The sequence below is a fragment of the Sphingopyxis sp. 550A genome, assembly GCF_053569535.1.
In genome coordinates this window covers 3,979,090-4,000,209 of record NZ_CM131615.1, presented here as the reverse complement: position 1 = coordinate 4,000,209, position 21,120 = coordinate 3,979,090, and the positions used below count along the sequence as shown (strand labels likewise).

General features: G+C 65.0%; 20 protein-coding genes. 9 read left to right on the top strand and 11 right to left on the bottom strand.

Annotation, left to right across the window (positions count from 1 at the left end):
* Positions 1-88 precede the first annotated feature (88 nt).
* The 3 genes from ACVENA_RS19400 to ACVENA_RS19390 form a co-directional block, all read right to left on the bottom strand.
* Positions 89-835: an HAD-IIB family hydrolase gene (locus ACVENA_RS19400; RefSeq protein ID WP_449326709.1), complete on the bottom strand. Its 747-nt coding sequence runs from the start codon at positions 833-835 to the stop codon at positions 89-91.
* On the bottom strand, positions 832-1,443 hold the full coding sequence (locus ACVENA_RS19395) for a hypothetical protein (RefSeq protein WP_449326708.1): 612 nt from the start codon (positions 1,441-1,443) through the stop codon (positions 832-834). Before ACVENA_RS19395 ends, ACVENA_RS19400 begins: the two co-directional genes overlap by 4 nt.
* 312 nt (positions 1,444-1,755) lie before the next feature.
* Positions 1,756-2,889, bottom strand: a complete 1,134-nt coding sequence (locus ACVENA_RS19390) for a hypothetical protein (RefSeq protein WP_449326707.1) — start codon at positions 2,887-2,889, stop codon at positions 1,756-1,758.
* Between the two features lie 257 nt (positions 2,890-3,146).
* On the opposite strand from ACVENA_RS19390, the gene ACVENA_RS19385 reads away from it, so the two are divergent.
* Positions 3,147-3,320 carry a hypothetical protein gene (locus tag ACVENA_RS19385; RefSeq protein ID WP_449326706.1) on the top strand — a complete coding sequence of 58 codons (174 nt, stop codon included), beginning with the start codon at positions 3,147-3,149 and terminating at the stop codon, positions 3,318-3,320.
* 611 nt (positions 3,321-3,931) lie between these two features.
* Here the strand turns inward: ACVENA_RS19385 and ACVENA_RS19380 are convergent.
* Positions 3,932-5,272, bottom strand: a complete 1,341-nt coding sequence (locus ACVENA_RS19380; protein WP_449326705.1) for a tyrosine-type recombinase/integrase — start codon at positions 5,270-5,272, stop codon at positions 3,932-3,934.
* Positions 5,273-5,585: 313 nt separating this feature from the next.
* On the opposite strand from ACVENA_RS19380, the gene ACVENA_RS19375 reads away from it, so the two are divergent.
* Positions 5,586-6,647 (top strand): YeiH family protein, encoded by a 1,062-nt coding sequence (locus tag ACVENA_RS19375; RefSeq protein ID WP_449326704.1) that lies wholly within the window; start codon positions 5,586-5,588, stop codon positions 6,645-6,647.
* Between the two features lie 39 nt (positions 6,648-6,686).
* Here ACVENA_RS19375 and ACVENA_RS19370 read toward each other — a convergent pair whose 3' ends face one another.
* Positions 6,687-7,463 (bottom strand): zinc-ribbon domain-containing protein, encoded by a 777-nt coding sequence (locus ACVENA_RS19370; protein WP_449326703.1) that lies wholly within the window; start codon positions 7,461-7,463, stop codon positions 6,687-6,689.
* A gap of 158 nt (positions 7,464-7,621) precedes the next feature.
* Between ACVENA_RS19370 and ftsE the strand changes: the two genes are divergently transcribed.
* The 4 genes from ftsE to ACVENA_RS19350 are packed head-to-tail and all read left to right on the top strand — an operon-like array spanning position 7,622 to position 10,530.
* The gene (gene ftsE / locus ACVENA_RS19365) at positions 7,622-8,344 is read left to right on the top strand and encodes a cell division ATP-binding protein FtsE (protein WP_449326702.1); all 723 of its coding nucleotides are present in this window, start codon (positions 7,622-7,624) and stop codon (positions 8,342-8,344) included.
* Positions 8,345-8,351: 7 nt separating this feature from the next.
* A complete protein-coding gene (locus tag ACVENA_RS19360; RefSeq protein WP_449326701.1) occupies positions 8,352-9,257 on the top strand; it encodes a cell division protein FtsX in 906 nt (301 codons plus the stop codon).
* The gene (locus ACVENA_RS19355; protein WP_449326700.1) at positions 9,254-9,784 is read left to right on the top strand and encodes a YdcF family protein; all 531 of its coding nucleotides are present in this window, start codon (positions 9,254-9,256) and stop codon (positions 9,782-9,784) included. The genes ACVENA_RS19360 and ACVENA_RS19355 overlap by 4 nt, the downstream gene beginning before the upstream one ends.
* An 11-nt stretch (positions 9,785-9,795) precedes the next feature.
* Positions 9,796-10,530 (top strand): lysophospholipid acyltransferase family protein, encoded by a 735-nt coding sequence (locus tag ACVENA_RS19350; RefSeq protein ID WP_449326699.1) that lies wholly within the window; start codon positions 9,796-9,798, stop codon positions 10,528-10,530.
* A gap of 144 nt (positions 10,531-10,674) precedes the next feature.
* Here the strand turns inward: ACVENA_RS19350 and ACVENA_RS19345 are convergent, their stop codons facing one another.
* Both ACVENA_RS19345 and hisC read right to left on the bottom strand, forming a co-directional pair.
* Positions 10,675-11,577 (bottom strand): prephenate/arogenate dehydrogenase family protein, encoded by a 903-nt coding sequence (locus ACVENA_RS19345; RefSeq protein ID WP_449326698.1) that lies wholly within the window; start codon positions 11,575-11,577, stop codon positions 10,675-10,677.
* On the bottom strand, positions 11,577-12,692 hold the full coding sequence (gene hisC, locus ACVENA_RS19340; protein WP_449326697.1) for a histidinol-phosphate transaminase: 1,116 nt from the start codon (positions 12,690-12,692) through the stop codon (positions 11,577-11,579). Before hisC ends, ACVENA_RS19345 begins: the two co-directional genes overlap by 1 nt.
* Before the next feature lie 91 nt (positions 12,693-12,783).
* Here hisC and metX point away from each other — a divergent pair, with 91 nt between their 5' ends.
* Together metX and metW are read left to right on the top strand one after the other, a co-directional pair.
* On the top strand, positions 12,784-13,905 hold the full coding sequence (gene metX, locus ACVENA_RS19335) for a homoserine O-acetyltransferase MetX (protein ID WP_449328971.1): 1,122 nt from the start codon (positions 12,784-12,786) through the stop codon (positions 13,903-13,905).
* A gap of 4 nt (positions 13,906-13,909) precedes the next feature.
* Complete coding sequence (metW, locus tag ACVENA_RS19330) at positions 13,910-14,497, top strand: methionine biosynthesis protein MetW (RefSeq protein WP_449326696.1); 588 nt, start codon at positions 13,910-13,912, stop codon at positions 14,495-14,497.
* A 199-nt stretch (positions 14,498-14,696) separates the two neighbouring features.
* Here the strand turns inward: metW and ACVENA_RS19325 are convergent, their stop codons facing one another.
* On the bottom strand, positions 14,697-15,332 hold the full coding sequence (locus tag ACVENA_RS19325; protein WP_449326695.1) for a TetR/AcrR family transcriptional regulator: 636 nt from the start codon (positions 15,330-15,332) through the stop codon (positions 14,697-14,699).
* 194 nt (positions 15,333-15,526) lie between these two features.
* Here ACVENA_RS19325 and ACVENA_RS19320 point away from each other — a divergent pair, with 194 nt between their 5' ends.
* On the top strand, positions 15,527-17,785 hold the full coding sequence (locus tag ACVENA_RS19320) for a TonB-dependent receptor (RefSeq protein WP_449326694.1): 2,259 nt from the start codon (positions 15,527-15,529) through the stop codon (positions 17,783-17,785).
* Between the two features lie 56 nt (positions 17,786-17,841).
* Here the strand turns inward: ACVENA_RS19320 and ACVENA_RS19315 are convergent, their stop codons facing one another.
* From ACVENA_RS19315 to ACVENA_RS19305, 3 genes are read right to left on the bottom strand one after another with little or no spacing between them, the layout of a single operon-like run.
* Positions 17,842-18,963: a CaiB/BaiF CoA transferase family protein gene (locus ACVENA_RS19315; RefSeq protein WP_449326693.1), complete on the bottom strand. Its 1,122-nt coding sequence runs from the start codon at positions 18,961-18,963 to the stop codon at positions 17,842-17,844.
* On the bottom strand, positions 18,956-20,158 hold the full coding sequence (locus ACVENA_RS19310) for an acyl-CoA dehydrogenase (RefSeq protein ID WP_449326692.1): 1,203 nt from the start codon (positions 20,156-20,158) through the stop codon (positions 18,956-18,958). Before ACVENA_RS19310 ends, ACVENA_RS19315 begins: the two co-directional genes overlap by 8 nt.
* A gap of 42 nt (positions 20,159-20,200) precedes the next feature.
* Positions 20,201-21,103, bottom strand: a complete 903-nt coding sequence (locus ACVENA_RS19305; RefSeq protein ID WP_449326691.1) for a hypothetical protein — start codon at positions 21,101-21,103, stop codon at positions 20,201-20,203.
* Positions 21,104-21,120 lie beyond the last annotated feature (17 nt).

Sequence of the window (21,120 nt, the reverse complement as noted above, 5' to 3'; positions counted from 1 at the left end):
TGCAGCGCAAAGCTGCGGCGCGTCCGGAAATAGAACAAATCAGCGAGGCGTTTGTTCCGCCGGATACCCGCTCCGCGCCGAACTCCGGTCATTTCAGGCAGGCAACGATGGTCGAAATAACCGCCAGCGTTTCTCGCGGATCGCGCACACAAATCGTGTCGAGTCCGAGCGTCTTCGCGGGATAGTCGTTGCCGCCGGGGAAAATCGCGTCGCCGATGAACATCATCGCATCGAGCGGGATACCACTCTCGTCGCGAAGCCGGGTCAGCCCATAGGCCTTGTCGACGCCTTCGCGGGTGATGTCGATCGACGTCGCCCCGCCCATGTTGATCGACAGACTTGGCAGACGCCTGCGGAGCTCTGCCTGGATCACCTTGCGTTTGGCGAAGTCGGGATCCCACTTTTCCTTGGCATCGATCGGCGCTTCCTGACCCAAGGCCGAAAAGGTGATCTGACTCCCGCGATCCTCGATCCGTTCGCCCCAGACCGTTTCGGGAACGAACCCGGTCGCCAGTAACGCCGCATCGAAGGCTTCGAATATGCGTCGCTTCTCCGCATCGGCAAAGATTTCGGCATAGCGCAGCTGCCACGCGGCCGAGCGGAACGTGTAAAGCTTGGTGCCGGTTGTCGGCATGAGCCAGAGCCGGGCAAGGTCCGCGCGCTCGGGAAGGCGCGTCGCCACCTGTTTTTCGAATTGCGGCCAGTCGCCGCCAGATATCACCGCGACATCTGCCACGCCGAGGAGATCGGCAAGCGCCTCACCCATTGCGGGTTCCATCGGCCGCTTGCTTTCGGCAAGCGTTCCATCAAGATCGAAGGCAATCAGTCGTTTCATGCAGGCGTCGCTCCGTGACCGCCGCTCGCCGCGTCACGCTGCCGCCGCGCGGCGGCTTTGGCGTCGACAAGGTTCGAATAGCGATAGTCGCCCACCGCAAATTGCTCGACATAGGTCCGGATGATGCCATCCTCCTCGTCGCCCGGTGGACGCAGGCCTCCGCCTTCGCCTTCCCACGCCGAGCGTGACGCAGCTTCATCGATCGCGGCGGCGAGAGGGCCGTCCTCCACGCCAAGGGAGCGATAGAAGTCGCGCCCGACCGCCAGAAGGGTAGCGCGAATATCGACGACCGGATCGTCAACTCCGTCGCTGCCGGCAGCGCGATGCTGGTGTATCGCCTTTTCGAAGGCCTTCGCCATGAGCAATTCGGCGATCAGTACATCACTGACCAGATCGCCCGGCGCTTTAACGGCGTCGGCAGGTGATACCGCGAGATCGGCGATAGCCTCGGCATCGCCGCTCAAGCCGCGCCGCTCGCGATATTCGTTGATCCGTTTGGCATAATAGCGCGGCAGGTCAAAGTTTGGCGTCGCCTGCCCCTCGCGTCGCGCCTGACTCACGGCCATCAACGCCATCTGATGGTGGTGGAGAAGTTGGTTGAGGTCCATGATTTTGCTCCTTCAGCGGGAGCGCAATGGTCTCTCAGTCGCCGGCACGCGATGGAAGCGGGCGATATAATAGAGGTGGTGTCACCTGCCCTCGATTACAATGAGCACGCATTCAGAATTGTCGCTGACCGACGCGACGCCGCCCATATGTCCCTACTGCCTTCGCAACGGGCTTGCCCTTTTACGACATTTGCGAACAGCAGGTTTCGGGCAGCCGCTTTGCGGCCCGTTACGACTTACATCGGGCGCAAAGCAGACCTCGCGGAACATCCAAGTCGATAGGGGTCCTACCGAATGCCGCACCGCGCTCGATCAGTCGCTACGTCGCGGTCGGTCGGCGAGAGAAACCACATTTCCGCCGTCTGGAGTCGGCCTGACTGGCGGAGGAGGCCGCAATTCGTCTGGCAACGATTCAGGCTGGAACTCTTCGAGCAACAAGCGGAATCTGCGTACATCGCCAGCGCTTAAGGTTGCGCCCCGCCCTCGCAAATCCTTAGCGGCGGCCTTGTTGATTTGTTCGGCCGACGGAACGGCTCCGCCCTTTCCTGGACGCGCCGCGACGGCGAGCGCGTCCGCCAGCAGCGCAAGGGTGCAACCGTGACGCTCGTCGAACTGACCCAGATCGACGCGAGCGTCCGCCTCTCGCGCCACTGCCGCTTCCTGAGTGCGCCGCTCGTTTAAGACTGACGCGCTCTCCAGAGACCAATCAACTACCCTGCGAACGGGAAATCTGCTCGAGAACTCGTCGCCACCCCGATCAAACTCGCGAATCTCGAAATCGAACTCATCGAGCACCTCGACCTCGAAACTGTGACGAAGCTGTTCGATCAGATTTTCAAATGCCGCGCGGACCGCCCCGATCAGGATTCCGTCGACGACGTCGCGATTGAATGTCGCATAAGGCCCAAATTCGCGCGGCTCCGGATTCAGATTGCCAACGCCGCGAATATACATGAGCTCGTTCGTCGGTCGGGTGTTGAAGCCGATTTCCTGATCTCCGCGGAACCAGCGGAAGTCGGGGGCGGCGGACCACGACTTTTGGCCGATCATGTTGAAATCGTCTCGGATACCGCTCCAGTTGGGTGGCGCCGCATGCCAGCCCATCGGATGCCATCTAACCGATAGATTCTCCATTTTTGTAATCGCGGCGGAAATTTCGATCCGGGGCTTTGCGTCACGCTGACGGTCAAACCGGGAAGCCAGCTGTTCGAAGTCAAAGGACTTCCAGTCGAGAAGATTCGCGTAATTTTCGCCCGGATGATCGGTCAGCCAGTCGATGATGTCCGAGAGAACAGTCTGGCGGTTCGGAGGCCGACCGCTGGCCTCTATCTCATGCATCTGGAAACCGAGCCGTCCGGTCTCTGTAAGCATATGAGCGATATACTCGCTTGGGCGCCGATGCCGATACCAGCTCATCGGCTCGAACTCCCGGAGCTTCGGCATCACCTGACCACGCCCGCCCGTTCCGCTTCCTCGTCTCGCCATGGATTACCCCCGATTGTCCGAGGCTGTTTGCCACAGGCGGGCGAGCGCGCGAAGGCAGGATTTTGCCGGATACTGCCAAGATCGACAGCATGTACCGTCTGGCACGTCTTTTGGCTTGAGTGCGGACGGTTGGCTACGGAATCCAAAAACAGAAGCATGACCGCTAACTACCTTTTCGGACGGCGCTTGCGAATCCAACCCGCTCTCGCCCGCGCAGCATGACCTATGCTTCGACTGATTGCGATACGGCGCCCGGGAATGAAACCCTGATCACTGGCCGTCATGAAGAAGTGATCGGCGAATGCGGGTTGAATGCCCTTGAGCGTGTACTTCGCAACACCCCCGGCTTTCTCAACATCGAGAAAATGGATCGCTCGACCGAGGCAATCTAGCTTGGCCATTTTCTCGAGACGGTGCCGGACGATGGATTCAAAATCATCCCGCCCTCCATCCGGCGCACGCACGAATACGTGAACGTTCCTTGCCCCTCCCTCGGGATGTTCATGAACGACATAGTAGTCAAACGGTCCGAACGGCCTCTCTTTCTTACGTTGGTAGGCCCACCATCGGCTGACCCTCGCCCACACCCTCTGGAAGAAGGACGTCGCCTCGTCTGGCGCGATGCCGAGAAGGTCGAAATTTATACTTATAAGAAGGTTCAGTGGCCGCCCGTTGTCGTTCGCGAACCTGACGGCGTGGAAGGCGCGAGCCGCCTGCTTCGGGCCTATTGCCCGCGTCCCCTGTTTTGTAGCCGTTGCAGCCACCTTATACTATGAGTGGTGGCGGTTGGCAGTATGTCTGTCATATGTTCGTCTTATGTGCTGCACGACTTATCGGGGATGCCGATCCGCTTCAATCCGGCGACATTCATCCCTCCGAGAACTATAGCCCGATGCCTCGCGGCCCGCCTACTGAAGATAGCTTCGGACGCAGGGACGAGCACCGCTGGGATAAGTTGCAAGGCAGGCTCTGGGCAGTGTGAGCGACAAGCCGATAAGCATCTTTAGGCTGCCAGCCGACCCGCCTCATCGCCGGTGGCATCCGAAAGAAATCGCGCGAGCGCAGCCTTTCGGGTCGACCGATCCATAGCGTACCGGTTTTGCTTGAACGTCACACCATCCAGCAGGCCGGCGATATACCCGCTGATATTATCGGCAGCCATTACGAGCGCTGTGTCGAGGGTATGGATATAGCGCCCGGTGACGGAGCCTTTCGCGTGGCCAATCAGCGATGCAATCGTGATCTCGGTGAACCCCAGGTCGTTCGCGATGCTCGCGAAACTGTGGCGGAGCACATGCGGCGTGACCCCGGCGAGGGGCGTGTCTTTGACGATCTGCGTCCAACGCGTCTGAAAATAGCCAAAGGGCTGCTCGCGATCTCTGCCAGGGAATACATATGGGCCTTGCGCACTATTCCGAGCTTGCTCGAACCATTCGACAACGGGAAGCCCGATCGGCCGGACGGAGGCGCCTTCCTTGGTTTCGGCGAGCCGCAGGCAACTCCCGGCAAGATCGCACTCGGTCCATTTGAGCTTGATGATCTCGCTACGTCGGCATCCAGTGAGCGCGATCTGACGGATGATATCGACGGTGATGCGGAGCGCGGCATCCTTCTCGGCTTCTCGCAAAATCTCACCAAGGATGTGATACTCGGCCTCGCTCAGCCGGCGATCGCGAACATTGCCCTTCGGACGCCTTATGCCATGGGCGGGATTATGCTCGATCATGCCAAGATCGACAGCATAGGTGAGCATCGCGCCGAACACACCTATAGTGCGTGTCGCCGTGCCGTGGCCTCCTCGAATAACCGACTTGCCGCGTAGCTTGTCCGTTTTCACTGTCGCTCGGGTTGTACCCGCCATGATGTCGCGCATGGCTCGAACGACCAGCGATCGCTTGAGGTCTTTTACAGCCACCGATCCCAGCAGCGGCCGAATATGGTTCCGAAGCCGGCCGGTATCCGTGGCGATCGTCGACAATTTCTTGGGCCGACCGCTTTTTCCCAGAATGAGCCCCTTGTTCATGTCATCGATGTAAAGTTCGATCAGTTCCGCGACGGTCATGGCTTCGAAGTTGATGATTTTCTCTTCGGCCGGGTCGCTGCCGCGCGCGACGCGCCCAAGCTGGGAGATCGCTTCTTTGCGGGCGGACTCGGGAGTCCAGATACCATGGCTTCCAATGGTGAAGCGGCGTGACCGTCGCCCGTTGCGGTACTGGATGATGTAGGTTCGTTTCCCGGAAGGATAAACGCGCAGGCCGAAGCCCGCGATATCCCCATCCCAAAGGACATAGCATTTGGACGCTGGCTCAGCAGCATCGACAGTGCGTTTTGTAAGTCGCGGCATAACATCACTCCGACGAAGTTCCGTCGTAAGCGATACGTAATCACCTGGACGAAAACCCTAGCGAACCCTCGGATACGCATGTCGGTTTGCCGGCAGAACCATCCAGAGAAAAACATCTGAAAATAGTGTGTTAGCGCGCGATCGGGTACACAAGGGTGGGTACCTTGGTACCAATTCGGAGGGCAGCGCTCTATCCAGCTGAGCTACGGGTGCCGGTAGAGCGCGGCCTCTAGCAAGCCAACGGCGCGCCAGCAATGGCCTATCGACCGCGGCGCGCGGATATGCGAAGCGGGCGATGAAGCGGAGGGATCGCATGGCGACCGAACAGAGCTGGCCGATGGCAGCCGACCTTTATGGTGAAATGCACCTTGAGGCAGCGCCGCCCGCAAAGCGGCGCTGGCGCGATTATCTGCCCGGCACGCTCGTCACCGCGATCGCGGCGCTCGCCGCGGCGTGGCTCGCCGACCATTATGCCGCGCCGCTGGTGCTGATGGGGCTGCTCATCGGCCTCGCGATGAGCTTCCTGTCGCAGGACCGGCGCACCCACGCCGGGCTCGACCTGATGTCGCAGACCGCGCTGCGCGTCGGGATCGTCCTCGTCGGGGCGCGGATCACGGCCGAACAGCTCGCCGAACTGGGACCGCTGCCCTTCGCGCTGCTGATCGTCATCATGCTCGCGGTCATCCTGATCACCGTCGCCAGCGCATCGCTGTTCCGACAGGACCGCCACGCCGCGCTGCTCGCGGGCGGCGCGACCGCGATCTGCGGCGCGTCGGCCGCGCTCGCGCTCTATTCGCTGATCGGCGACAAGCGCGTCGATCAGGCGCGCTTCACCATGACGCTCGTCGGGATCACCGTCGCAAGCGCGCTCGCGATGACGCTCTATCCCATCCTCGCGACCGAACTGCACCTGTCCGACACGCAGGCGGGATTCCTGATCGGCGCGTCGATCCACGACGTCGCGCAGGCGATCGGCGGCGGCTTTTCCTTCTCGCCGCAGGCGGGCGAGGTCGCGACGATCGTCAAGCTGACCCGCGTCGCGTTGCTCGCGCCGATGCTGATGCTCGTCGGCCTGTGGCTGGCGCGCGCCGACGGCGACGCGACCGAAAAGCGCCGCATCCCGCTGCGCTTGCCCTGGTTCATCCTGGGCTTTCTGGCGCTCGCGGCGGTCAATTCGCTGGTCGCGCTGCCCAAGTCCGCGGTCCATGGCGCGAACATCGCCGCGCAGGCGCTGCTGCTGCTGGCGATCGTCGCCACTGCGATGAAGGCACGCCTCCACCTGCTCCTCGATCAGGGATGGCGCAGCTTTGCGCCGATCATCGTCGCCACCCTGACGAGCTTCCTGCTGTCCCTGGCGGCCGTCGAATTGATGTGACGCCCAGGCGGCGCGACGTCACATCAAGTTCTTGTAATATCAGCCCTTCGGTAGCGCCCAGCTCACCGTAAGCTGCGTCGCGCGGCGCGGGATGTCGAGCTTCGCCTCGCTGAAATTCACCTTCTCGTTGGGCGGCAGCGTACGGACCGGCGGCTTGATCGTCCAGCTATAGACGATCGTCCCCTGCGCGTCGCGCAGCTCGGCGAGGATCGGCGGGACGCGCTGTTCGCGGTCGGTCGGGTTGATGATGACCCCCGACGCGGCGAAATAGATGGTGCCGTCGGGCAGTTCGCGATGATCCTGGTTCGGCGGCAGTTCGATGACGAGGTCGGGCTCGTCAGCCATGCCGGGGATGCCGAGGCCCTGCGCCCAGCCCGGCAGGCCGAACCAGTAGAGCGCGCCGGTCGCGGCAAGCATCAGCGCCGCGGCGCTGCCCGCGATCCAGGTCCAGCGCTTCGCCGGGTTGCGGCGCGGGCGGCGAAAGGGCAGCGGCGCGTCCTCGGCGGGCGGGACCACCACCTGCGGTTCGGGAACGGCAAAGGCTTCGGGTGGCGGCGGGGGCGCCGGTTCGGCAACAGGCTCCTCGACCGGCGATGCGACAACCGGCGCCGGCTCTGGTGCCGACGCGGCGGACACGGGTGCGGGTGCCGATGTCGGCTCGGGCGCGGCGGGCGCCATAACGGGTGTCGCGGGCGCGGGCGGCTCCTGGAACCAGCTATGACGGCAATTGGCGCAGCGCACGGTTCGCCCCGTTGCACCTATCGCGGTATCGGGCACGACATAGCGCGTATGGCAGGACGGACAGGCGAGGATCATGGAGCCCCTCTAAACACGCCGATTCGCGCGTTGCAAGCACCGTGTCGCGCTTCGCGCTTTACGTCGGTGGACAGCCGTGTAACAGGCAACGCCATGAGCGCCGCTGCTCCCATGCCTCGCGCCCCGCAAAAGGCGCCCGATCGCGCCCGGATGGCGTCATGACGCCGCCGCCCCGTCCCGGTGGCGCGATGGTCGAGTTCAACGGCGTCGGACTGCGTTACGGCCCCGATGCCGAAGTCTTGAGCGACATCAGCTTCAACCTTCAGCCCGGCAGCTTCTATTTCCTGACCGGCGCTTCGGGTGCGGGTAAGACGTCGCTTTTGAAGATGCTCTATCTTGCGCAGCGGCCGAGCCGCGGTCTGATCCGCCTGTTCGGTGAGGATCTGGTGAGCATGCCGCGTCATCGCCTGCCCGGTTTTCGCCGCCGCATCGGCGTCGTTTTCCAGGATTTCCGGCTGATCCCGCATCTGAGCGCGCGCGACAATATTGCGCTGCCGCTGCGCATCGCGGGGGTGAATGAGGAAGATCTGGCGGGGCCGGTCGGCGAAATGCTGAGCTGGATCGGGCTGGGCGAGCGTGCGGAAGCCTTTCCGCCGACACTGTCGGGCGGCGAGCAGCAGCGCGTCGCGATCGCGCGCGCAGTGATCGCGCGGCCGCAATTGCTCGTCGCCGACGAGCCGACGGGCAACGTCGATCCCGAAATGGCAGGGCGTCTGCTCGGATTGTTCGAGGCGCTCAATCGCCTCGGCACCACCGTCGTCGTCGCGACCCACGACATCCACCTGATCAGCCGGATCGAGAATGCGCAGATGATGCGGCTCGAAAAGGGACGGCTGTCCGATCCCACCGGCGCGCTGCGCTATCCGCCGAACAGATCGTGATTTTGACATGATCATACCGCGCGTCCCCGTTCAGCATCGCCGCCTGCTTCCCGACCGTCGCCTGTCGGGGCCGACCCCATGGGTGATCGCGATCCTGATGCTGTTGACGTTGCTCGCCGCCGCCGCGGGTGTCGGCCTTGCACGCTCGGCGAACGCGATCGGCGCCGCGATCGCCGGGCGGGTGACGGTGCAGATCGTCACCGCCAACCCGGTCGCCCGTGCCGAGCAGGCGGCGGCGGTGCGCCGCGCCGCGGCGGGGCAGCCCTTCGTCCGATCGGCGCGCGCGGTCGAGCCCGCCGAGCTCCGTGCGACGCTCGGCCAATGGTTCGGCAGCACAGAAGGTGACGACCCGGTCCTGAACTCGCTACCGCTACCCGCGCTGGTTGACATCGACTTCGTCGGCGAGGACCGCGCCGCGCCCATGCGCCAGCTCCGCGCGCTCGTCGCGCGCGAGGCGCCGGGCGCGCGGATCATCCCGCACGCCGAATGGCTCGGCCCCGTCGCGCGGCTGATCCGCTCGCTCGCCTGGGTCGCGGGCGCACTCGTCCTGCTCATGATCGCGGCGAGCGCAGCGGTGGTGATCATGACCGCCCGCGCCGCGCTGGGCACCCATTATGCGACGATCGAGATGCTGCACATGATCGGCGCGACCGACCGGCAGATCGCCCGCCTGTTTCAGCGGCGGATCGCGATCGATACCGCCTACGGCATTGCCCTCGGCACCGCGGTCGCCGCGGCGATCCTGCTGCTGATCGGCTGGGAATGGTCGGGGGTCACCGCCGGGCTCGCCGCGACCGCGTCGCTCGGGCCTTGGGGCTGGGCGCTCTTGCTGGCGCTGCCGCTATTGGCTATCGCGCTCGCGGCATTGACCGCGCGGCAGACCCTGCTCGCCGCGCTTCAGAAGATATTATGATCAAACGGCTGATTTCTCTTCTGTTTCTGGCTTGGGTGCTGGGCTTCGCCTGGTTCGCCCTGCTGCTGCCGCTGCCCGCGCCGCCGCAGAAGACCGACGCGATCGTCGTGCTGACCGGCGGTCCCGGACGCATCGACCGCGGGCTCGAAATGCTCGAAAAGGGCGAGGCGAAGCGCCTGCTGATCAGCGGCGTCGCGCGCGAGGTGAAGCCGAAGGAGCTCGCCGCCGAATATAAGCGCCCGCAAAAGCTGTTCGACTGCTGCATCGCGCTGGGATTCGAGGCCGAGGATACGCGCTCGAACGCGACCGAGGTCGCGGCCTGGGTTGCGCGGCGCAACTATAGGAGCATTCGCCTGATCACCACCGACTGGCACATGCGCCGCGCGCAATATGAGCTCGGTCGCGCACTCGGCGCCAAGGTAACGATCCTGCCCGACGCGGTGCGCAGCCATCCGAGCTTCGCGACGCTGTTCCGCGAATATCACAAGTATCTCGCCGGGCTGGCGGGCGGCCTGCTCGGGCTCTAGAAGTCGCGCCGATGCGCTATACCATCGCCCTCATCCGCTCGCTCCTCTTCTGGCTGCTGTTCGTCCTGATGAGCAGCTTCAGCTCGATCGGCGCGGTCATCTCGCTGCCGATTTCACACCATGCGACGATTTGGTTCGTGCGCATCTGGGGCCAATTCCACCGGTTGATCTGCCGCTTCGTGCTGGGCCAGCGGATCATGATCGAGGGCGAGATGCCCGACATTCCGGTGCTCTATGTCTTCAAGCATGAAGGCGCGTTCGAAACGATCGAGCAGCCGATGCTGTTCAAACATCCCGCGGTTTTCGCCAAGGAGCAGCTTTTCTCGATCCCCGTCTGGGGGCAGGCAGCACGCTTTTACGGCCTGATTCCGGTCGACCGCGATGGCGGCGGCAAGGCGATGCGCGCGATGCTGAACGCCGCCAAGGCCGCGCTTGCCGCCGACCGCCCGCTGGTGCTGTTCGCCGAGGGTACGCGCGTTCCGCATGGAAAAGCGCCGCCGCTGCGGTCGGGCTTTGCAGGCGTCTACCGGATGCTCGGCGTGCCGGTGATCCCGGTCGCGGTGAACAGCGGCATCGCCTATCCGCCGCGGCGCTGGGTCAAATGGCCGGGGACGATCACCTACCGGGTCGGCGAGACGATCCCCGCCGGCCTGCCGCGCGAAGAGGCCGAGGAGCGCGTGTGGCGCGCGATCAATGCGCTCAATCCGCCCGAGGCGTTGCTGGCGGGCGGAGCAGACCAACCTTAACCGTTCGTATCGAGCGAAGTCGAGATGCCCATCGGCGTGGCGCTATCTCGCTGGATGTCTCGACTTCGACCAAAGATCGAAGTTTATCCTGAGCGCCTGCAAGGCAGTCGAAGGGCTCGACACGAACGGGAATTGAAGTGGCGTCTAATGTTTCCGCCCGAAATCGGGTGCTGCGTCGTCCTGCCCCTGCTCGATGATCGAGCGGCGGATTGCCCGCGTCCGCGTGAACCAGTCCTCCAGCTTGCCGCCGTCGCCGCGCCGGATCGCCTGCTGGAGCACGGTCAGATCCTCGTTGAAACGCTGCAGCGTTTCGAGCACCGCCTCCTTGTTGGCGAGGAAGACGTCGCGCCACATCACCGGATCGCTCGCGGCGATGCGGGTGAAGTCGCGGAAGCCGCCCGCCGAATATTTGATCACCTCGCTCTCGGTCACCTCCTCGAGCTCGCTCGCGGTGCCGACGATCGTATAGGCGATGAGGTGCGGCAAATGGCTGGTGACCGCGAGCACCCGGTCGTGGTGCGCAGCCTCCATCGTCTCGACCTTCGCGCCGAGCGCCTGCCAGAAACCCGTGACCGCCGCGACGGCGTCATCGGGCGCGCCCGCGGGCGGAGTGACGATGCACCAGCGCCCTTCGAACAGGCTCGCGAAGCCTGCGGCGGGGCCGCTGTTCTCGGTCCCCGCCACAGGGTGCGCGGGAATGACGAGATGGCCGGGAAGCGCCTTGGCGAGCGCGTCGGCGACACCGCTTTTCGACGAACCGACATCGGAAATGATCGCATCGGCGCGCAGCCCCGGCGCGAGCGCCGCCGCTGCCTCGGCCATGCATCCGACCGGCACCGCGAGGATCACGAGGTCGGCATGCGCAACCGCCGCCGCCGGATCGTCGGCGACACTATCGCAGAAACCGAGCGCGCGGGCCTCGGCGCGCACCTCGGCACTGGCGTCGTGGCCGGTCACCGTCACCTGCGGCAGCCGCTCGCGGGCCGCACGCGCGATCGACGAGCCGATCAGGCCGAGCCCGACGATGGTAACGTGCGCGACCGTCATCAGTCAGCCAACGCGGCGCGGATCGCCGCCGCGAGCCCGCGCGTCTCGTCCTCGGTGCCGATCGTCATGCGGAGCGCCTGCGGAATCCCCTGCCCCGGCAGCCAGCGGACGATATAGCCCGCGTCCATCAGCCGGTTGTAGACCGTCTCGGCGCTCACCTTGCCCTCGAACAACACAAGCAGGAAATTGGTCGCCGAGGGCACGACGCGGACGCCGTGATTGCCGAGCGCTTCGAGTTCCTGCGCGAGCCACGCGCGCCATTTGGCATTATGCTCGCGGCTGGCGTTCACGAAATCATCATCGCCGAGGGCGGCGACCGCCGCTGCCTGTCCCGCGCGCGTGACGTTGAACGGCAAGCGGATTCGGTGCAGCGCCGAAATCACCTCGGCGGCGGCATAGCCCCAGCCGATCCGCTCGGCGGCAAGACCGTGGATCTTCGAAAAGGTGCGCGTGACGAAGACGTTGGGCTGGGTCTTCGCCAGTTCGAGCCCGCCGTCGTCCTCGTTCGCGCTCAGATATTCGGAATAGGCCTGGTCGATCACGAACAGGACATTCTTCGGCAGCCCGGCATAGAGCCGCGCCACCTCTTCCCTGGTCGCGAGAGTGCCGGTCGGATTGTTCGGATTGGCGAGATAGACGACGCGCGTCCTCTCGGTCACCGCGGCAAGCAGCGCATCGACATCGGTCGCATAATCGCGGTCGTCGGCCTCGACCGGCGTCGCGCCGACGCGCCGCGCGGCGATCTCGTACACCGCGAAGCCATAGCGGACATAGAGAATCTCGTCGCCCGCCCCGGCATAGGTGCCCGCGGCGAGATGGAGCAGTTCGTCCGACCCGTTGCCGCAGATCACGCGCGCCGGGTCGAGTCCGTATTTCGCCGCGATCGTCTCGCGCAGCACCGCCGCGCCGGGATCGGGATAGCGCGACAGCGCGTCGGCCGCGCCCTGCGCCGCGGCAAACGCTTCGCGAGCCTTCGCGCCGGTGCCGAGCGGATTTTCGTTCGCGCTGAGTTTGATCAGCGGGCGACCATCGGCACCGGCCGATTTACCCGGAACATAGGGGGCGATGCCGCTGATCCACGGCTTCGGAGTGAGGGTCGCGCTGCTGTCGGTCATGCCGCGCCGTTTAGCGGCTCTGGCCCCCAAGTCCAGCATCTCGTCCAGCACGTTGACAGCCTCCGTGCGCGCGCTTAGCTCCGCGCTACCGATGGCGAGCCTTCTCCACCAGATCCGGCACCAGAGCGTGACGATTCCCACGCCGCTGCCGCTCGACAGCGGACAGACGCTGCCATCGGTGACGATCGCCTATGAAAGCTATGGCACGCTCGACGCCACGCGGTCGAACGCGGTGCTTGTCTGCCATGCGCTGACCGGCGACCAATATGTCGCTAGCGACCATCCGGCGACGGGCAAGCCCGGCTGGTGGGCGCGCATGGTGGGGCCGGGCAAGCCGGTCGACACCGATCGCTATTTCGTGATCTGCGCCAATGTCCTCGGCAGTTGCATGGGGACGAGCGGCCCCGCGACGCCCGATCCCGCGACCGGCGCGCCGCTCGGCATGAAATTCCCCGTCATCACGATCGGCGACATGGTGCGCGCGCAGGCGATGCTGCTCGACCATCTCGGCATCGATCGGCTTCATGCCGTCATCGGCGGATCGATGGGCGGAATGCAGACGCTCGCCTGGGCCGCCGCGCACCCCGACCGCCTCGCCTCGGCGATCGTGATCGCCAGCGCGGCGCGGCATTCGGCGCAGAATATCGCGTTTCACGAGGTTGGCCGCCAGGCGATCATGGCCGATCCCGACTGGCAGGACGGCGATTATTACGACAAATTCTGCACGCCGACCAAGGGCCTCGCGGTCGCGCGGATGGCGGCGCACATCACTTATTTGTCCGAAGCAGGGCTGACCGAGAAATTCGGCCGCCGCCTGCAGGCGCGCGACATCAAGAGCTTCGGTTTCGACGCCGATTTCCAGGTCGAATCCTATCTGCGGCACCAGGGGCTCGCCTTCACCGACCGCTTCGACGCCAACGCCTATCTCTACATCACCCGTGCGATGGACTATTTCGACCTCGCCGAGCCCCATGAAGGCCAGCTCGCCGGCGCCTTCGCGCGCGCCAAGGACGTGCGCTTCACGCTCGTCAGCTTCGACACCGACTGGCTCTATCCGACCAGCGAATCGCGCCGCATCGTCCAGGCGCTGCAAAGCGTCGGAGCGGCGGCGAGCTTCGTCGAGCTGTCGGCGCCCTTCGGCCACGACAGCTTTCTCCTCGACGTCCCCGCGCTCGATCGCCTCGTCGCGGGTGCGCTCAAAGCGGAGCGCTGACGCCGTGACGCTGCGCCCCGACCTTGCGATCATCGCCGATGCGGTGCCGGCGGGCGCGCGCGTCCTCGACGTCGGCTGCGGCGACGGCACGCTGATCGCGGCGCTGCGCGACGCGGGCGTCGATGCGCGCGGGCTGGAGATCGACCCCGCCAACGTCACCGCCGCGATCGCGCGCGGCCAGTCGGTGGTGCAGGGCGACGCGAACCGCGACCTCGCCGACTATCCCGCGGGCGGTTTCGACTATGCGATACTGTCGCAAACGCTCCAGACGACCGAGCGTCCCGACCGCATCGTCGACGAACTGCTCCGCATCGCGCCGCGCGCCTTCGTCAGCTTCCCCAATTTCGCGCACTGGCGGGTGCGGCTCGCGCTCCTGTGGAACGGGCGGATGCCGGTGACGCGGCTGCTTCCAGTGGCCTGGTACGAAACGCCGAACATCCACCATGTGACGGTCAGCGATTTTCGCGACCTCGTTTGCGACAAGGGGATCCGGGTCGAACAGGCCTGGTATCTGTCGGGCGACCGCCCGACGAGCGACGCCGCTGCAAGCTGGCGCGCCGAACACGCGATCTTTTTGATTTCGCGGGGCTGATCCGCATTACCCCCGTGGCGCTTTCGACTGAAAGCCGACCTAATCTTTCCTCGTCACCCCGGACTTGATCCGGGGTCCATTCACGCAGCGCTGAGGGAATGGATCCCGGATCAAGTCCGGGATGGCGAAAGAAAAAAACTCCGCTTCCCACCTCAACGCGGTCGTTTGCGGCCATCGCAACCACGAAGGCAGCGACCAGCTAATCCTTCTTCTTCAACCCGTTCGCGAGCATGTCGTTCGCGATCCGCGCGACCTCGCCGATATCAGCGCTCTCGTCCCACAGGCCGTAGCGCATACCGAGGAAGACGTTCATCCCGGCGATCGCCCAGGCGTGGACCTCGCTCGCGTCCGCGCGGATCTCGCCGCGCGCGGCGCCCGCCTCGAGCCGCTGGCGCATGCGCTCGACCGTCGTTTCATAGTGGCGGCGATAGCTGGCATAGTCGACGAATTCGGCCTCATCGATGATGCGGTAGATTTCCTTATGCTCGCGCACGAAGCCGAGGAAGGACAAGAGGCCGATGCGTTCGGCGCTGATCTCGTCGGGGGCCGCCTGCACCTCGGGCGTCACATGATCGCGGAGCAGCTCGCTCATGTGGCGGACGAGCGCCTGGAAGATTTCCTCCTTGGAATCGAAATAGGTGTAGAAGCTGCCGAGCGCGGTGCCGGCACGGCGGGTGATGCCGCTGATCGACGCATCGTGGAAACCGCGCTCGCCGAATTCGACCGCCGCCGCGTCGAGCAGCTTGCGCAAGGTGCGGCGCCCGCGCTCGGTGCGCGGCGTCTTGTCGCGGCTTTCGCCCTCGGCGGCCTCCGGCACTGACTGCGGCTGATCCATGCGCCTTCCCGTCTCCCCGCTACGCTTTCTGCATCGTGGCATTTCGGCACCACTGGCAAGCAAAAAGCGACCGATGCATATTCCAAGTTGAAACTTGGTTCATGTTTCATTATAGACCCTTGCGCGGCTTGGCAAGACCAGGCCCAAGAATTCAAAAGCGGGCGATCGTTCGCCCCGTGACCTGGGAGATGATCATGCGTCCGTTCGCTCACCGATTCCGCAACACCGCCCTCGCGACCAGCGCACTCGGCCTGCTCGTCATCGCGCCGCCGGCCTTCGCGCAGGAAGAAGGCGCGAGCGCCGGCGGCGAGGATATTGTCGTGACCGCACGACGCACCGAGGAACGGCTGGAGACGGTTCCGGTATCGGTTTCGGCCTTTTCCGAACGCGCGCTCGAACGCATTCAGGCAAGCGACACCACGGGACTGCAAGGCGCAGTCCCCAATTTGAATATCGTGCAGGGGCGCGGTTCGTCGAATGCGACGAATATCTATATCCGCGGCATCGGCCAGCCCGACGCCCTGCAGACTTTCGACCCGGCTGTCGGAGTATATGTCGACGATGTCTATTACAGCCGCATCCGCGGCACCCAGCTCGACCTGCTCGATCTCGAACGTGTCGAAGTGCTCCGTGGGCCGCAGGGCACGCTCTATGGCAAGAATACTATCGGCGGCGCGCTGAAGGTCGTGACGCGCAAGCCCGACCAGACCTTCCGCGGCGGCGTTTCGATGGCCTATGGCTCCTATGACCAGTTCGAGGTGAAAGCCTCGGCCTCGGGCCCGGTGTCGGATACGCTCGCCGCCGGCTTCGCGGTGATGCACGCACGCCGCGACGGCTATGTCGAGGACCGGGTGCTTGATCGCGACTATAACGACAAGAACACGATCGCCGCGCGCGGCGCGATCGCCTTCACGCCCAGCGCCGATTTCCGCCTCGATGTCTCGATCGACTATTCGCGCGACGATGCCGCAATGACCGTCGGCCAGCCGCTCAACTCGCTGACCTATCTGTTCGGCGGCACCGCGCTGGCGCTGCCCGCGAACCCCGATCCCAAGGCTTATGATTTCACGGGACGCACGACGCCCGGCCTGCCCAACTCGACGAAGCTGCGCCACTGGGGCACCAACGCCGCAGCGACCTGGGACATCGCCGACAATCTGGCGCTGAAATCGATCACCGCCTATCGCCGCCTGACGACGGACGACTATGTCGATATCGATGCGACCGAACTCGAGATGGGCGACGTCTTCGTCGGTGTCCATCAAAAGCAGTTCAGTCAGGAATTGCAGCTCACCTATACCGGCGACCGGGTGCAGGCGGTGGGCGGCCTCTATTATCTCAAGGAAGACATCACCTCGCATCAGGAGGCTTATGCCGACGATCTGATCGGTCCGCTGTTCGGCAATCCGACCTTCCTGCGGACGATCGACGACACGCTGACGACCAAAAGCTATGCCGCCTATGCCAATGTCAGCTTCGCGGTGACCGATGCACTGCGCATCTCGGGCGGGCTTCGCTATACCGACGAAAAGAAGGATTACTGGCGCACCACCTCGACCTTTTCCGACAATCCGCTGTTCAGCAGCGTCGCTCCTTATATCTTTGCACGCAAGCAGAGCTGGGACGACTGGTCGCCGATGGCATCGATCGACTATCGCTTCAGCGACAATCTGATGTTCTACGCCCGCGCGGCTAAAGGCTTCAAATCGGGCGGCTTCAACGGCCGCGCGAACAGCGTCGCCGAATCGACCGCTTACGCGCCCGAGAAAGTCTGGTCGTACGAAGCCGGATTCAAGGGTCGGGTGAACAATATTGCGCGCTTCAGCATCGCCGTCTTCCATAACGACTACAAGGACTTCCAGGCCCGCGTGTCGGGGGTTGATACCGATCCGGATACCGGATTGCCGCTGCCCGTGCTCAGCGTCCTCAACGCCGGCAAGCTGCAGATCCGCGGCGCCGAACTCGAACTCGCCCTGACCCCGGTCACCGGCCTGCTGCTCGATACGCAGATCGGCTATCTCGACGCCGAATATAAGGAATTCAACGACGCACGCTTCCCGAACGGCAGCCGCGCGCTCCAGCGTCCCGCCTTCGCGCCGAAATGGACGATGCGCTTCGGCGCGCAATATGAGGCCGATCTCGGCGGCTCGGGTTTCCTGACGATCGGCGGCCAAACGCGCTACCGCTCGACCACCGCACTCGCGGTCGACAACACGCTCATCGGCACGACCACCGAAATCGCCGGCCTGTTCCAAAAGGGCTATTGGCTGCACGACGCCCGGATCGTCTGGGAAGACAGCGATCGCAAATTCAGCCTCGGCCTTTATGGCCAGAATCTGTCGGACAAGAACTACAAGACCGACGGACAGGAATTTTCGAGCATCGGGAGCATCCGGACCGCCTATTACGGCGCGCCGCGCACCTTCACCGTGCGCGCCGGGGTCAAATTCTGATCCGCCGGTCCTTTGAAAAAAGGGGGGAAAGGGGCGTCCGCAGCGGCGCCCCTTTTTTATGCCGGCAGCGGCGGCGCGCCCGTTGCGGCGACCATGCGTTCGCCGTCGATGACGATCGGGCTGGCGACGCCGTCGATCGACGCGCCTTCGGGGCGAAAGCGCATTCCGCGCGCGATCACCTGCGGGTCCGCGAAGACGCCGGCGAGATCGTTGATCGGTCCGGCGGGCACCCCCTCGGCCTCGAGCGCGAGCGACAGGGGCTGCGCGTCCCATGCCGCGATCTTTGCCGCGAGCAGCGGGATCAGTTCGGCGCGGTTCGCGAGCCGCGCGGCATTGGTCGCGAAGCGCGGATCGCTGCCCCATTCGGGCACCCCCAGAATCGCGCAGAGCTTGCGATACTGGCCGTCGTTGCCGACCGCGATCACGAGCTGGCCGTCGGCGGTGGCGAAGACCTGATAGGGCACGACATTGACATGCGCATTGCCCATCCGTTTCGGCACCACCCCGCTCGCAAGATAATTGGCGGCCTGGTTCGCGAGCACCGCGACCTGTGAATCGAGCAGCGCCATGTCGACATGCGCGCCCGCCTCGGTGACGTCACGGCGCCGCAGCGCCGCGAGGATCGCGACGGTCGCATACATGCCGGTGAAGATGTCGGCATAGGCGATGCCGGCTTTTTGCGGCGCGCCGTCGGGCTCGCCGGTCAATGACATGAAACCGCTCATCGCCTGAACGATATAGTCGTAACCCGCCCGGTGCGCATAGGGGCCGGTCTGGCCGAAGCCGGTGATCGAGCAGACGATCAGCCGCGGAAAATCGGCGCGCAGCCGCGCCGGGTCGAGCCCATATTTGACGAGCCCGCCGACCTTGTAATTCTCGATCACGACATCGGCATCGGCCAGCAGCGCGCGCACCTCGGCCTGCCCCGCGGCGCTTGCGATGTCGATCGCGATGCTGCGCTTGCCGCGGTTGCAGCTATGATAATAGGCCGCGCCGAGATTGGCGCCGTCGGCGTCCGTCACGAACGGCGGCCCCCATTCGCGCGTGTCGTCACCGCCGCCCGGCCGCTCGACCTTGATCACCTCGGCGCCGAGATCGGCAAGCAACTGCCCGCTCCACGGCCCGGCGAGAACACGCGCGAGTTCGACGACACGGATGCCCTCCAACGGTTTAGGCAAAAGCGCTGATCCCGGTGATCGCGCGGCCGAGGATCAGCGCGTGGACGTCGTGCGTGCCCTCATAGGTGTTCACCGTCTCCAGATTCACCGCGTGCCGGATGACGTGATAGTCGGCCGAAATGCCGTTGCCGCCGTGCATATCGCGCGCAACGCGCGCGATATCGAGCGCCTTGCCGCAATTGTTGCGCTTGAGCAGGCTGATCGCATCGGGAATCAGCCGGCCGTCGTCGATCAGCCGCCCGACGCGCAGCGCCGTCTGCAACCCCATCGAAATCTCGGTCAGCATGTTCGCGAGCTTCAACTGCACGATCTGGTTCGCCGCGAGCGGGCGCCCGAACTGCTTGCGTTCGAGCGTATAATTGCGCGCCGCCTCGTAGCAGAATTCGGCCGCGCCCATAGCGCCCCAGCCGATGCCGTAGCGCGCGCGGTTGAGGCAGCCGAACGGTCCCTTGAGTCCCGAAACGTGCGGCAGCAACGCATCCTCGCCGACCTCGACCCCATCCATGACGATTTCGCCGGTGATCGAGGCGCGGAGACTGACCTTGCCCTCGATCTTCGGCGCCGACAGGCCCTTCATGCCCTTTTCGAGCACAAAGCCGCGGATCGCGCCGTCGTGCGCGTCGGATTTCGCCCAGACGACGAAGACGTCGGCGATCGGCGCGTTGGTGATCCACATCTTCGCGCCCTTGAGGCGATAGCCGCCTTCGACCTTCTCGGCGCGGGTGCGCATCCCGCCGGGGTCGCTGCCCGCGTCGGGCTCGGTGAGGCCGAAGCAGCCAACGAGCTCGCCCGAGGTAAGGCCGGGCAGATATTTGCGCTTCTGCTCCTCGCTGCCATAGGCGTTGATTGGATGGATCACGAGCGAGCTCTGCACCGAGCAGGCCGAGCGATAGCCCGAATCGATCCGCTCGACCTCGCGCGCGATCAGGCCGTAGCTGACGTAATTCAGACCCGCGCCGCCATATTCGGGATCGATCGTCGCGCCGAGCAGCCCGAGCTGGCCCATTTCGCGCATGATCTCGCGGTCGAAGCGCTCTTCGAGAAAGGCCGAGGTGACACGCGGCAGCAGCTCGCCCTCGGCATAGGCACGCGCGGCGCCCTGGATCATCCGCTCCTCTTCGCTGAGCTGGTCGGCGAGCTGAAGGGGGTCGAACGGATCGAGCGTTTCGATGCGCTGCGGATCGGCGAGGGCCATGGGTCGCGCTTTCTGTTGGACGCGGCCCCGTCGGGAGACGCGTTACGGGGTGGTCGTGGCCGCCGTGCGGGCCGCGGCGACGGCGGGGCCGTCGCGCGGCTCCAATATCGCTGCGGTCTCGATCAGGTCAAGCGCGCGCCGCGCCTCGTTGTACCGGCGCGCATCGATCAGCCACTCGCCCGCCGCCGCCGCGCCGGGCATCGCCTCGACCTCGACGATCGCCTTGTCGGCCATCCCGCTGGTCAGATAGCGGCGGGCGCGATCGAGTCGCTCGGTGGCGCGGGGCGACTGCGTTCCCGCGGGCCGCACCACGAACAATTCACCGATTTCCCGCTTGATGCCGGTCCACAGGCTGCCCTTGTCACCGCTGCGCCCGACGAGTTCGGGGGCGATCGCGTCGAGGTCGGCGCGAAGCTGCTCGAGCGTCACCGGCTCACGCGACGTCTCGATGATCGTCTTCACCGCATTGGGTTGATCGTCGCCGAAGCGCAGGCGAAGCTGCGCCTCAAGATAGCCGAGCGACAGGCCGCGATCGAGCGCACGGCGCACCGCGAAGGCGACGAGCAGCCCCTCGGCGCGCGAGGCGTTGCCCGAGGCCGATTCGGCCTGGAGGGTGATGCGCGACAGGCGCTGTTCGAGTTCGGCGACGCGCGCGGCGAGCGCGTCGGCACCGTCGATCGGCGCGACGACCACCGGCGGCACGACCGGCGGGTTGGCCGTGCCGCCGGTTATGACCTTGAGCACGCCACCGGGCGCCGGCGTATCGACCGCGCGGGTCACCGGCGGCGCGTCGCTGGCGAGCCAGCGGCTCATCGCCCAGCCGCCCCCGACAACGCCGACGATCAGCAGGACGACCGCAGCGATGAAGAGCGCGCGCACCGAAAGCCTTTTCACCGGGGCTTCGCTGTCGGCCAGCGGAGCCCGTTCGATGCTGTCGATTGTCATGTGTCTCTTTCGAACGA

Coding starts and splice junctions, on each gene's coding strand:
- ACVENA_RS19400 (WP_449326709.1), bottom strand. CDS start 835: ATGAAACGACTGATTGCCTTCGATCTTGATGGAACGCTTGCCGAAAGC.
- ACVENA_RS19395 (WP_449326708.1), bottom strand. CDS start 1,443: ATGGACCTCAACCAACTTCTCCACCACCATCAGATGGCGTTGATGGCC.
- ACVENA_RS19385 (WP_449326706.1), top strand. CDS start 3,147: ATGACCTATGCTTCGACTGATTGCGATACGGCGCCCGGGAATGAAACC.
- ACVENA_RS19380 (WP_449326705.1), bottom strand. CDS start 5,272: ATGCCGCGACTTACAAAACGCACTGTCGATGCTGCTGAGCCAGCGTCC.
- ACVENA_RS19375 (WP_449326704.1), top strand. CDS start 5,586: ATGGCGACCGAACAGAGCTGGCCGATGGCAGCCGACCTTTATGGTGAA.
- ACVENA_RS19370 (WP_449326703.1), bottom strand. CDS start 7,463: ATGATCCTCGCCTGTCCGTCCTGCCATACGCGCTATGTCGTGCCCGAT.
- ftsE (WP_449326702.1), top strand. CDS start 7,622: ATGACGCCGCCGCCCCGTCCCGGTGGCGCGATGGTCGAGTTCAACGGC.
- ACVENA_RS19360 (WP_449326701.1), top strand. CDS start 8,352: ATGATCATACCGCGCGTCCCCGTTCAGCATCGCCGCCTGCTTCCCGAC.
- ACVENA_RS19355 (WP_449326700.1), top strand. CDS start 9,254: ATGATCAAACGGCTGATTTCTCTTCTGTTTCTGGCTTGGGTGCTGGGC.
- ACVENA_RS19350 (WP_449326699.1), top strand. CDS start 9,796: ATGCGCTATACCATCGCCCTCATCCGCTCGCTCCTCTTCTGGCTGCTG.
- ACVENA_RS19345 (WP_449326698.1), bottom strand. CDS start 11,577: ATGACGGTCGCGCACGTTACCATCGTCGGGCTCGGCCTGATCGGCTCG.
- hisC (WP_449326697.1), bottom strand. CDS start 12,692: ATGACCGACAGCAGCGCGACCCTCACTCCGAAGCCGTGGATCAGCGGC.
- metX (WP_449328971.1), top strand. CDS start 12,784: ATGGCGAGCCTTCTCCACCAGATCCGGCACCAGAGCGTGACGATTCCC.
- ACVENA_RS19325 (WP_449326695.1), bottom strand. CDS start 15,332: ATGGATCAGCCGCAGTCAGTGCCGGAGGCCGCCGAGGGCGAAAGCCGC.
- ACVENA_RS19320 (WP_449326694.1), top strand. CDS start 15,527: ATGCGTCCGTTCGCTCACCGATTCCGCAACACCGCCCTCGCGACCAGC.
- ACVENA_RS19310 (WP_449326692.1), bottom strand. CDS start 20,158: ATGGCCCTCGCCGATCCGCAGCGCATCGAAACGCTCGATCCGTTCGAC.
- ACVENA_RS19305 (WP_449326691.1), bottom strand. CDS start 21,103: ATGACAATCGACAGCATCGAACGGGCTCCGCTGGCCGACAGCGAAGCC.